Origin of the sequence: Salinivibrio sp. IB282 (assembly GCF_001995685.1) — a bacterium.
GTDB classification, from domain to species: Bacteria; Pseudomonadota; Gammaproteobacteria; order Enterobacterales; family Vibrionaceae; genus Salinivibrio; species Salinivibrio kushneri.
Genome location: NZ_MUET01000001.1, coordinates 74,598 through 86,730, shown reverse-complemented (window position 1 = coordinate 86,730; position 12,133 = coordinate 74,598). Strand labels below are relative to the sequence as shown.

Sequence of the window (12,133 nt, the reverse complement as noted above, 5' to 3'; positions counted from 1 at the left end):
AGTTTGATCAGCAACAGCATGGTGAAACATCAATCATTCTCCACCCCCAAAAGCTCGCCAATATCGGTAGCAGGGGCTGGACGACGATATAAATAACCTTGTCCAAAGGTGCAGCCAAGCTCATGCAGTATGGCTTGTTGGTGTAGCGTTTCAATCCCTTCCGCCACCACGCCGATCCCGAGACTATCCGCCATCGCTATCATTGCTGAAACAATCGCGACTTCTTCTTCGTCTGGCGATTGGCTTTGAATATCTTTGATAAAGTGACGGTCAATTTTTAGCTTCGAGATCGGATAACGTTTTAGGTACGCCATGGACGAATAGCCGGTACCAAAATCATCGATCGCTATCCCAACCCCCTTTTCACGCAACTGTTCGAGAACACGTAACGCATTGGCTTGGTTTTCGATCAAGGTATTTTCTGTGATCTCTAACTCTAAAAAGCGCGGATCCGCGCCGGTTTTATCTAATGCCTCAGCCACTACTTGGACAAAAGTGACGTCAGCAATGTTACGGGGAGAGATGTTTACGGCCATGGAGATCGGCGCACCCGCATCATGCCACGCTTTTAATTGCTGGCAACCGGTTTCCACCACCCATCGGGTAATATCATGAATGATTGAGCGCTCTTCCGCGACCTCGATAAAATGAATAGGAGACAGCAAGCCACGTTCGGGATGATGCCAGCGCAGTAACGCCTCGACACCAATGATGTGCCCCGTCACCAGATCCACTTGTGGCTGATAATAAAGCGCCAGTTCATTGTTTTGTACACATTGGCGTAACTCCACCGCTAAACGTAGCTTATGGTTGGCATTAATGGTTAACGCATCATCATAGAACGCATAGGTATTGCGGCCCGACTTTTTGGCGTGATACATGGCTGAATCGGCGAACGTAAGGAGCTCTTCGGTACTTGACGTATCGTCTGGGTATTGCGCAATACCTATGCTTACCCCAATTTGTGCATCAATGCCGCCATCGAGGACAAACAAACGGTTCATGGCATGGATCACATCTTCTGACAAGCGAATACACGCGGTGTCATCAGTGTGAATCAAACGAAGAATGACAAACTCATCGCCCCCCAAACGTGCCAAGGTGTCGCCTTCCTCAAGCAAGCCATGTAAGCGATCACTCACCAACTTCAACAACTCATCGCCCACCGCGTGGCCATGGCTGTCATTGACGAACTTAAATTGGTCGAGATCCAGAAACATCAAAGCGATCTGATTGCGCTGAACGGACTGCATATTCATCGCTTGACGAACGCGGGACGTTAACAACAGACGATTCGGCAGCTCGGTTAACGAATCATAATGGGCTAAATCAATCAGTTTTTTCTCTGAATCTTTAAGCTTGGTGATATCCGAGAACACCCCAATATAATTAACCACATTATCAGCCTCATCTTTTACCACGCTGATAGAGAGTAGCTGGGGGTACACTACGCCATCTTTGCGTCGATTCCAGATTTCGCCTTTCCACCGTCCGTGGTCGACAATTTGCTGCCACATTTCAGCGAAAAACGATTTGTCATGACGTCCAGAGTTCAAAATGGCCGGCGTGGCACCAAGCACCTCTTCCTCTTGATACCCGGTAATCGCACTAAAGCCACCATTTACCGTCACGATCCTTCCCGTCGCATCGGTAATCAGCACCCCTTCACTGGACTGCTCGAAAATTTTTGCATTCAGCATCAGCTTTCTCTCTACTTCAAGACGTTCTGACACATCATGAATCACAGAAAAAAGCAGCTTGGCATGACCAATGGTGATCGGTGAAGAATGAACTTCCACTTGCCGCACCTCACCACTTTTAAGCCGATGTGAGAAGATAAAACAATTTTTCGCGCGCTGTTGTGCCTGCGAGAGGCTTTCTCTGAGGACACTATCGGTTTGGGTATTGATATCACTGATCTGCATCGACGTTAGAGCAGCATGGTCATAGCCATAGAACTGCTGCGCACTGTCATTGGCATCAAGAATATCGCCCGTTTTCGCATCGAGGAGCATCATCACCGCATCGTGACGTTTAAAAATGCTTCTAAAGCGGTAGCTATCATCCACCACACGCCCGATCGATTGGGCAAAACTGCGCCCCGCATTGTAACGGCCATACAGGCCACCCAGCCAAAAAAGTAAAATAATTGTACCCACAACCCAGACCGTGGGGTGAGGATGCAACCCTTTCCACCCCGATTGCGGTACGCCCAATAAACGCCAATCCCCCGACGGCAAATTGACCGTAACCGTCTCGGGCGACTGGCTCAGTACTGAGGTGTCACCATAAACCGTCGTGAATACTGATTCTGATTCGCGTTTTTCTTGTAATACCGCGCGGACAGGATAGTTTTCGCCTTGCTTAAAACTGGCGGAGAACAAACCATCAATATCTAACACCGTGGATAACACCCCCCAAGGCAGACCGGTGTTTTGGTTAACGATTGACTGCCTGGCAATCAACGCCGTCCCGCTTTGTATAAGCTCAACAGGGCCAGAGATGACCGGCTGCCTCGAGCCATAGGCGGCACGAACACTCTCTAGTTGCTCGGGAAGATCACGATAATCAGCGCCCAATACCGAGTCCTCGAGTGTATTGGGATAAACGTGACTGATCACCCAGTTTCGCGCCGCGCCAAAATTAAGAATATGGGGCGTTTTATCTCTAAGCTGGCCGGCAAAGCGGGAAAAATCCTTTTGGTCCAAATCCGGATTAAGGCTGATGTAGGTGGCAAGCCCGTGGCTTAAATCCAAATTCTGTGTCACTTTCAGCTCAATACGAGAGCGATAGGCCAGCAGCGCACGTTGCACTTCTTTCACCTCTTGGTCATGCGCTTGCTGGTAAAGCCAAAACTCCACCGAGACCACAGAGAAAGCAAAGACCATGATGGAAATAAGCACATTATAAACAAACCCCACTCGCGCGGAGCGGCGCGCAACTTTATCAAGCGCGGATGGAACAGCTTGCTGCATGACGTGATATAACCTTATTTCGCAGGACTAATAGGGCGAAAATAACCAAACTTCAGGTGTAGGACGTGATTATAAAGGGCGTGAACAGATTCGCCAGTATTACTATTAGGTTTCACAACATTGCGCATAAACAGTATGCTTGATGGGGCTTTTCTATCAAGCGGTTACCCCTTTCACTCAAGGTAACCACACCAACGCAGCGATGCAAAACAAGGAGTGTGCATGGCAATGACCCTCGAGTATGGTCTGCTACTGGTCAGCTTAGGACTGATCGCGGGGATCATTAATACATTGGCGGGCGGTGGCTCGAACTTGACCTTACCTGCGTTAATGGTGATGGGCATGCCGGCTGATGTCGCCAATGCCACCAATCGCGTGGCAGTGTGGTTACAGTGTACTTCCGGCATGGCGGGCTTTCGCCAGCACAATAAACTGGATACCCAAGATATTATCCCTGTTTTAGTCCCCAATTTACTCGGTGGCCTTTGCGGCGCATTAGCTGCCGCTTGGCTACCGGCAAGCTGGGTGAAACCCTTGTTGCTTGGCACTTTGCTGACCATGACGCTAGTAATGCTGATCAAACCCGCGACCTTTGGCCCTCCAGAGGGAACACCAACGAAGCGCGTTAAAGATACCCCCATGGCTTGGTTGGGTCTCTTGCTGGCAGGCTTCTATGGCGGCTTCGTGCAAGCCGGGGTAGGATTTGTACTACTGGCAGCCCTGTGCGGTACACTGCACTATGACCTAGTGCGTGGCAATGCGCTCAAGCTGGCCTGTACGCTCGCCTTCACCAGCTTATCTTTAGTGGTGTTTATTGCCGATGATCTGGTGCGCTGGGTACCAGGGCTGATTTTAGCCATTGGCACCATGTTGGGCGCACGAGTGGCCGTTCGCTTTGCCATTTCCGCCAACCCCAAGGTGCTTAAAGGCTTCCTGTTTGTGATGACACTGGTTGGCTGTATTGCCGCTTATGCGTTCTAACAGGTCACCTTGTACGTTTGCTCGCCACATGCTTCACATGCAAGCTGTCGCCATAGTGGTGGTAATATGGCGTACCGCTCCAACAACATTATTTTGCGGCTTTGCGTCTCGCTTTCGTGGCGCGCGCTGATTTCGCCGTTGACTTTGTATTAGCCGCCGGCTTTGCTTTCGCTGTCCGTTTTCGGTAGCCGGACGTGCGCCGCCCTTTACGCGCGAACGATTTAGTGGGGGCGGCTGGCAAATCGCTTAACGAGGCCGGTGGGGGCGATGTTTTTACGGTTTCAATTAAGCCTGTCACTTGTGCCGTTAATTCTTGCATAAAAGGGTGATACGCACACTGACGATCCGCCATATCTTGCAGTTGCCGCTCCCAATCGGCGGTCATATCCGGATAGGTGGCACTGTCTGGCAGCGCCGCGATAAGCCCTTTACCACTGGCGCTAGCGTGCAACGTCTTTCCTTGCCGCGTTAATAAGCCACGTTTCACCAATAACTCAATAATACCGGCACGGGTGGCTTCAGTGCCTAAGCCGTCGGTCTCGCGCAATATCTCTTTCAGCGCTTTGTTTTGTACATAGCGACCAATGCCCGTCATCGCCTGCAACAGCGTGGATTCCGTAAACGCCGCCGGCGGCTCTGTCATGCAATCTTTAATCTCACCGCGTTCACAGCGTCCTTGATCGCCTTTCTCCATTAGCGGCAAGGGGGCCGCGTCGCTGTCTGCGGTGTTATTTGTCGGCAACAAAGCACGCCAGCCGGCCAACGTCAGCACCTTCCCTTTGGCAATAAAACACCCACCTGCGATATCAAAGATGAGCTTCCCTTCTGCGTATTCAGCGGCCGGATAAAACTGCATCACGTATTGGCGCGCGATGAGCTGATAAATCTTTGCTTCATCGGCTGACAAGCTTGTCGGCGCGACTTTCGCTGTGGGGATAATCGCATGATGAGCGCCTACTTTACTGTCGTTCCATGCCTTCCCTTTGCGCTTGGTATCAGCCCCCTCACATGCTTGGCTAAGCGTCTCACAACCTTGCTTAATGGCACCGAGTATCTTATTCGCCTCGGCGAAGTGGCCTTTGGGCAAATAGCGACAGTCTGAGCGCGGATAAGTGATCAGTTTGTGGCGTTCGTAAAGCTGTTGGCACACATCCAGTGCTTTTTGCGCACTAAAACCAAACCGCTTTGAAGCGTCAATTTGTAGTGCCGACAAGTTGTACGGCAACGGCGCGGCCTGTTTACGTTGCTGACGCTCCGCTTCAGTGACGGTCGCGGTTTGTCCTGCGATGCGTTGTGCGACGTTCTCTGCCAAGGGACGAGACAGGACGCGTCCCTGTTCATCTTGCCACTTTGCGCACGCTTCACTGGGCTGCCAACGTGCCCGTATCTCTCCCTCTGGATGAGCAATGATCGCATCCAGTTGAAAAAACGGGTGAGGTACAAAACTGTCTATCGCCTGATCACGGCGCACCACCAGTCCTAACACTGGCGTTTGCACACGTCCGACCGATAACACGCCTTGGTAGCCGGCCTGTTTCCCTAACAAGGTATAGGCACGAGACAGATTCATTCCATACAACCAGTCGGCGCGTGAACGCGCTAAAGCCGATACGGACAGTGGCATGTAGGCTTTGTTATCTTGCAGTTGCGCGAGGGCTTTCTTCACCGCAGAAAGGTTTAAATCACTGATTAAAAGGCGCTTAATGTTAGCTTTTTTGTTGGCACTGACCTTGGCGTAGTCAATCACTTCATCAACCAACAACTGTCCCTCTCGATCGGGATCACCCGCGTGCACCAGTTGATCAAACTGTTTGATCAGTTTTTTGACGACAGCCAGTTGCGCCGCGGCGGCTTGACGAGGACGGAGCTGCCATTTTTCAGGCACAATCGGTAGATCAGCCAGATCCCACTTTTTATAGCGGCTGTCATACGCATCCGGCTCAACCTGCTCTAACAAATGGCCGATACACCAGGTCACTACATCGCCTTGAGCGGTCTCGATGTACCCTTTGTGATTTTTGTGCGGTTTAGGCAGTCCCGCCGCAATCGCGCGTCCGAGACTGGGTTTTTCCGCTATAAACAATCGTGCCATGACAAAGCCTTTTTAACCGTCGCTGAGCGCATGGTATGCAAAGGCCGATCAGGGCGCAATAAAAAACCTGTACATATGCACAGGTTTTTTCGAGGTAAACGCGATTTATCCTAGTTTACAGGTAGGTCACAAACTTACTGGTATCACGCTTAGGAGCATTAGCTGGGGCGCAATCAGGCGTCCCCAAGTATAAAAAGCCGACAATCTGATCGTCACCTTCTACCGACAGCGCTTCGCGCACAGCAGGATGATAAGCAAACGCGCCAGTGCGCCAAAACCCTTGAAAGCCCTGCGCGACAGCGGCCATTTGCATCGCTTGTGTGGCACATCCCGCCGAAATATGTTGCTCAATGGTAGGAACCTTATCGTGCGGACGCGTGCGGGCAATCACTGCCACCACCATAGGCGCTCGAAGCGGGGCATTACGCGCTTTTTCAATCGCCGCCTCATCCGCGCCATTGGTTTGTGCGGCGTCGGCAAGAATAGTGGAAAGCCGGGTGAGCCCCTCACCTTCGCAGATCACAAATTGCCACGGCGTCAACGCGCCATGATCAGGGGCGCGCAGCCCTGCTTGAATAATGTTTTCAAGCACGTCACCGCTCGGTGCGGGCGCGGCGAGACGCGGTATCGAGCGGCGCTGTAAGAGCAATTCAAGTGCGTCCATGATTCATCCTTTTTACCGTTAAACGGCCATGTATAACTCGGTGATCACAGGTTAACACAGCCTAGAACGGATAAAATCGTGCAAAGTGTATGGATTTAGAGCGCCAACGCCGTTTCAATCCCTTGGCGAATCGCACGCTTCGCATCCAGCTCGCCCGCATGCTCTGCCCCACCAATTAAGTGATAGGACAGATTAGCTTGTTTCAACTGCTCTGCAAGCTGATTAACCGACTCTTGCCCGGCACACAAGATGATCTGAGTGGCAGGAATCAAGTGCGCCTCGTCTTTGATACTCACATGTAGTCCCTCATCATCAATTTTGTGATAGGTCACCCCCCCCACAAGATTCACGCCCCGTTTTTGCAAGGTTTTACGATGGATCCAGCCAGTGGTTTTGCCCGGCCCTTTGCCAACTCGGCCTTCTCGGCGCTGTAATACCCAAACCTGCTTATCGCTATGGGTATCATGGCCAGGATACAAGCCGCCTTCGTGGCTAATGGTTTTATCGATGCCCCACTCTTTGAGCCAATCATCCAAGCTTTGATCCTTGGGCTCGGTGATCATGGTGGCAACATCCACTCCAATGCCTCCCGCGCCGATAATCGCGACATGGCTACCCAAGGCCGGGTTGTCACGAATAAAGGTTTGGTAGTCAATCACCTTTGGATGCTCGATCCCTTCAATCGCAGGGCGGCGCGGTTTGACGCCTGTCGCCACCACAACGTCATCAAAGGCACTTAATGTATCCACATCCACTGTTTGATTGAGTTTGACCGTCACTCCCGCTTTTTCCAACCTCCGGAGGTAATAGCGAATGGTTTCTTTAAACTCTTCTTTTCCTGGAATGGCCATCGCCAAATTGAATTGCCCGCCTAGACGATCCGACTTTTCGAACAAGGTCACATCGTGGCCGCGTTCGGCCGCCTCGGTGGCACAGCTAATCCCTGCCATGCCACCCCCAATCACCGCCACCTGTTTCACTTGCCGGACCGGTGTGGCGATCAGTTCGGTTTCGTAACAGGCTTTCGGGTTCACCAAGCAACTTGCCCGTTTTCCTTTAAATACGTGATCAAGACAGGCTTGGTTACAAGCAATACAGGTATTAATATCATCCGGCTGCCCCGCCTTGGCCTTGGCGACAAACTCAGCGTCGGCCAAAAAGGGTCGCGCCATCGACACCATATCCGCCTGCCCGCTGGCCAAAATCGATTCAGCGACCTCAGGCGTATTGATGCGGTTACAGGTCACCAAGGGCACCGACACTTCACCTTTTAATTTTTCCGTCACCCAGCTAAACGCACCTCGTGGTACCTGAGTAGCAATGGTGGGCACGCGCGCTTCATGCCAACCGATCCCCGTGTTGATAATGGTCACGCCCGCTTGTTCAAGGCCTTTGGCTAAGGCAACCACATCCTCGAAGGTATTGCCTTGCTCGACCAAATCCAACATCGATAGGCGGAATATCACGATAAAGTCGTCGCCAGCGGCCTGACGCACCGCGCGCATCACTTCAACGGCAAAGCGCATTCGATTTTCAACCGTTCCGCCCCACTGGTCGTAACGACGGTTGGCGCGGTGACAGAAAAATTGGTTAATGAGGTAGCCTTCCGAGCCCATGATCTCAACGCCATCATAGCCCGCTTCGCGGGCAAGCGCGGCACTGCGCCCAAACGCTTTAATGGTGCGCCAAATCGCCCGCTCACTCATTTCAAACGGAGTAAATTTACTGATGGGGGCGCGAATGGCTGATGCACTTTGCGCGAACGGATGAAAGGCATAACGTCCCGCATGCAAAAGCTGAAGCGCTATTTTCCCGCCATGAGCATGAACCGCTTCCGTGATGGCACGATGTGCACGTGCCGCGCGTCCAGAGCTGAACTGGGCGCTAAATGGCGTCAAGCGACCGCGAAAATTGGGCGAGAAGCCACCCGTCACAATTAACCCTACATCGCCTTTCGCACGCTCGGCGTAGAAGGCCGCTAGCTTTTTAAAACCATCGTTTGCTTCTTCAAGCCCAGTATGCATAGAGCCCATTAGCACGCGATTTTTTAGGGTGGTAAACCCAAGATCGAGGGGGGCTAGCATGTGGGGATAAGGGTGCTGTTCCATTGCTTGCTCACTTATTGTTTTGTGGTCTGACCAGACTATAGCGCTGACAGACACGTGATTTCAAACATTCGTTTACAAGTTAGCAACATGGTATCGCGATTTATGATCTGGGTAGGACTTTCACCCAGTATTGGCGTATATCGATAATCGCTCGCACCTATCGCTCTTGGCTCTGATCAGCTAGGATATCAGCGACATGCACCGATGGACTCAAGTATGAAAAAACTGTTCCGCTTTATTGCATCCCTTTTTAAATGGCTGTGGCGTGCGCTCAGTTTCGCGCGGCAGCTTTTGTTAAACGTCCTTTTCATAGGCGTCATTGTTGCCATCTACTTTGCGCTGACGTCGGAAACCCCCTTGACGCCAAAAGACGCTGAATCGGTCAAGGTCGCTCAATCTGAGCCCGAGCCTCGCGCCCTCTTGCTAAACATTGATGGCCCGATTGTCGAGCAGCGTCAGCGACTTAGCCCAATTGATACCTTATCACGCAACGCGCTAGGCCAGCCGATTGAAACAGAAAATGTGCTGTTTGATATCGTCGACACCGTGCGCCATGCCGCCTCCGACGAGCAAATCAACGGCCTGGTATTAAGCTTGGGTGATATGCCGTCTACCAGCTTGACCAAGTTGAGGTACATCGCCAAAGCCATCAATACCTTTAAAGAGAGCGGCAAACCCGTCATCGCCATCGGGGGGACCTATAGCCAAAGCCAATACTATTTAGCCAGTTATGCTGATGAGGTGCTGATGTCTCCTGACGGTATGGTGATGCTGCAAGGCTATGGTAGCTATAATCTGTATTGGAAAGACTTACTCGATAAGTTGGACGTCTCTACCCATGTGTTCCGTGTGGGGACCTATAAATCGTTTGTCGAGCCTTACACGCGCAACAACATGTCTGATGCCGCCCGCGAGGCGAATCAAGCCTGGCTGTCTCAGCTGTGGCAGGCGTATGTGAGTGATGTCGCCAAGAACCGCGGTATCCAAGCGGATATGCTCTCTCCCAGCGCTGAGCAACTGCTCTCGCGATTACGCCGTTTCGAGGGTGACTTCGCCGCATTGTCTAAGGACGTAGGAATCGTCGATAAATTAATGACGCGTCAGCAAATCCGTCGCCATCTCGCCGATAAGTTCGGGAGCGATGGCAAAGACAGCTTTGAATACACAGGTTATTACGATTACCTGCCGAAGATACAAAGTGGCTTTAGCTTGCCGGGCAACAATAACATTGCTGTCGTCGTCGCCAGCGGCCCCATCATGGACGGACATCAACGTCCGGGGACGGTGGGTGGCGATACCACCGCGGCAATGCTTCGCGATGCGCGCCTAGACAACAGTGTTAAAGCCGTCGTGCTGCGTGTTGATAGCCCGGGAGGCAGCGCTTTCGCCTCTGAAGTCATTCGCAATGAGGTAGACGCATTGCGTGAGGCCGGCAAACCTGTCGTGGTGTCGATGTCGAGCGTGGCCGCCTCGGGGGGATATTGGCTATCGGCCAGTGCCGATAAAATCATTGCCCAACCTACCACGATCACAGGTTCGATTGGCATTTTCAGCCTATTCACCACCTTTGAGAACACGCTGGATGATCTCGGCGTGCAGTCTGATGGTGTCGGCACCACGCCGTTTGCCGGTGTGGGACTGACTCGCGCGCTCCCTGACGAGGTGGGAGACATCATGCAACTTGGCATTGAGCACGGTTATCACCGCTTCCTCTCGGTCGTCAGTCACCACCGCAATATGTCGATGGAACAAGCTGATCAGGTCGCGCAAGGCCGCGTCTGGACGGGGCAAGACGCCCTGAACCTCGGCTTAGTGGATAAGCTGGGTGACTTTGACGATGCGGTATCAACAGCCGCCGATCTCGCAGAGATTGAGGACTACCAGCTCGATTGGATGCAACAGCCACTCACCCCCTTTGAGCAATTTATTAACGACGTGCTCGGACAAGGTGCGAGTGTGCTTGGCAAAACCGTCCAGGCGAGCATGCCATCGATCGCTCAACAACTGGCGTCGTCACCACAGTGGCAGTCATTGACCTTGTTGGAAAAATTTAACGACCCCCAAGGGCGTTACTTATTCTGCTTGAACTGTCAATACCAATAAAATCGACTCGCCCTGACCCTACAGTCAGGGCTTTTTCCTGTTTTTCTTCTATTCTGTGTGTCGCTCGCTGTTATCGATGTAATCGTTACATGTATACTGTGCTCACGCTCATTTAATGCAGATTTGACATGATGGAACGTAAACACATTTATATCGCTTACACAGGTGGCACGATCGGCATGCAAAAGTCCGATCATGGGTATGTCCCTGTGTCTGGTTTTCTGCAACAACAGTTGGAGAAGATGCCCGAATTCCATCGTCCAGAAATGCCGCTTTTTACCATTCATGAGTACCAACCACTCATTGATTCATCGGATATGACGCCAACGGATTGGCAACGGATTGCGGACGATATTGGCGACAATTATCACAAGTACGATGGCTTTGTGATCTTACATGGTACCGACACCATGGCTTACACGGCGTCAGCCCTGTCGTTCATGCTTGAAAACCTAGAAAAACCCGTGATCGTGACCGGCTCGCAAATTCCGATTGCAGAGTTGCGCTCAGACGGGCAAGCCAACCTACTCAACGCCCTTCATATTGCCGCTAACTATCCGGTGAATGAGGTCACCTTGTTTTTCAATAATCAGTTATTACGTGGCAATCGCAGTACCAAATCCCATGCCGATGGCTTTAATGCCTTTACTTCGCCTAACCTGCCTGCGCTGCTTGAAGCCGGTATTCATATCGAGGTAAAAGCAGATAAGCTCAACCAGCCTTCCGCCGGCCCTTTTAAGGTGCATACCATCAATGATCAACCGGTTGCAGTGATCATGATGTATCCCGGCATCTCACCGGACGTGGTAAGAAACGCACTCAAGCAGCCAGTGAATGCCATGATTTTGTTAACCTTTGGGGTGGGCAACGCGCCTCAGCACCCCGAACTGCTGGACTTGCTCAAACAGGCCACCGATCGGGGTGTCTTGGTGCTTAACTTGACCCAATGTTTGGCAGGACGCGTGAATATGGGCGGCTACGCAACAGGCTGTGCATTGGCTGATGCCGGTGTGTTGAGCGGCTATGACATGACGCCAGAGGCGGCGTTGGCAAAGCTTCATTTCCTGCTGAGTCAGTCCTTGCCGTTTGAGACCCTGCGTACCTTGGTACAAAAAGATCTCCGCGGAGAACTCAGTTACTACTAGCTTGTTACTGTTTCACGAATCTTTCAGTGTGTGACGTCGGCAAGGTTGCCGGCGTTTTTATTTGC

At 51.9% G+C, this 12,133-nt stretch carries 7 protein-coding genes; 3 read left to right on the top strand and 4 right to left on the bottom strand.

Annotation, left to right across the window (positions count from 1 at the left end):
- Positions 1-29: 29 nt before the first annotated feature.
- Complete coding sequence (locus BZG14_RS00370; protein WP_077607665.1) at positions 30-2,975, bottom strand: bifunctional diguanylate cyclase/phosphodiesterase; 2,946 nt, start codon at positions 2,973-2,975, stop codon at positions 30-32.
- A gap of 222 nt (positions 2,976-3,197) precedes the next feature.
- Here BZG14_RS00370 and BZG14_RS00365 point away from each other — a divergent pair, with 222 nt between their 5' ends.
- Positions 3,198-3,956, top strand: coding sequence for a sulfite exporter TauE/SafE family protein (locus BZG14_RS00365; protein WP_077484781.1), 759 nt, complete (start codon positions 3,198-3,200; stop codon positions 3,954-3,956).
- An 88-nt stretch (positions 3,957-4,044) separates the two neighbouring features.
- Here the strand turns inward: BZG14_RS00365 and BZG14_RS00360 are convergent, their stop codons facing one another.
- The 3 genes from BZG14_RS00360 to BZG14_RS00350 all read right to left on the bottom strand — a co-directional run bounded on the left by BZG14_RS00360 (position 4,045) and on the right by BZG14_RS00350 (position 8,820).
- The gene (locus tag BZG14_RS00360; RefSeq protein ID WP_077607664.1) at positions 4,045-6,048 is read right to left on the bottom strand and encodes a DNA topoisomerase III; all 2,004 of its coding nucleotides are present in this window, start codon (positions 6,046-6,048) and stop codon (positions 4,045-4,047) included.
- 115 nt (positions 6,049-6,163) lie between these two features.
- On the bottom strand, positions 6,164-6,712 hold the full coding sequence (locus BZG14_RS00355; protein ID WP_077484777.1) for an NAD(P)H nitroreductase: 549 nt from the start codon (positions 6,710-6,712) through the stop codon (positions 6,164-6,166).
- Positions 6,713-6,807: 95 nt separating this feature from the next.
- Positions 6,808-8,820 carry an NADPH-dependent 2,4-dienoyl-CoA reductase gene (locus BZG14_RS00350; RefSeq protein WP_069362020.1) on the bottom strand — a complete coding sequence of 671 codons (2,013 nt, stop codon included), beginning with the start codon at positions 8,818-8,820 and terminating at the stop codon, positions 6,808-6,810.
- A gap of 216 nt (positions 8,821-9,036) precedes the next feature.
- On the opposite strand from BZG14_RS00350, the gene sppA reads away from it, so the two are divergent.
- Together sppA and ansA are read left to right on the top strand one after the other, a co-directional pair.
- Entirely contained in the window at positions 9,037-10,923 is a 1,887-nt protein-coding gene (gene sppA / locus BZG14_RS00345; protein WP_077607663.1) for a signal peptide peptidase SppA, read from the top strand.
- Between the two features lie 131 nt (positions 10,924-11,054).
- The gene (ansA, locus tag BZG14_RS00340; protein WP_069362070.1) at positions 11,055-12,068 is read left to right on the top strand and encodes an asparaginase; all 1,014 of its coding nucleotides are present in this window, start codon (positions 11,055-11,057) and stop codon (positions 12,066-12,068) included.
- Positions 12,069-12,133: the final 65 nt, after the last annotated feature.

Excerpts from the sequence above, each read along its gene's own strand:
- BZG14_RS00370 (WP_077607665.1), bottom strand. The coding sequence starts at position 2,975 with ATGCAGCAAGCTGTTCCATCCGCGCTTGATAAAGTTGCGCGCCGCTCC.
- sppA (WP_077607663.1), top strand. The coding sequence starts at position 9,037 with ATGAAAAAACTGTTCCGCTTTATTGCATCCCTTTTTAAATGGCTGTGG.
- BZG14_RS00360 (WP_077607664.1), bottom strand. The coding sequence starts at position 6,048 with ATGGCACGATTGTTTATAGCGGAAAAACCCAGTCTCGGACGCGCGATT.
- BZG14_RS00350 (WP_069362020.1), bottom strand. The coding sequence starts at position 8,820 with ATGGAACAGCACCCTTATCCCCACATGCTAGCCCCCCTCGATCTTGGG.
- ansA (WP_069362070.1), top strand. The coding sequence starts at position 11,055 with ATGGAACGTAAACACATTTATATCGCTTACACAGGTGGCACGATCGGC.
- BZG14_RS00365 (WP_077484781.1), top strand. The coding sequence starts at position 3,198 with ATGGCAATGACCCTCGAGTATGGTCTGCTACTGGTCAGCTTAGGACTG.
- BZG14_RS00355 (WP_077484777.1), bottom strand. The coding sequence starts at position 6,712 with ATGGACGCACTTGAATTGCTCTTACAGCGCCGCTCGATACCGCGTCTC.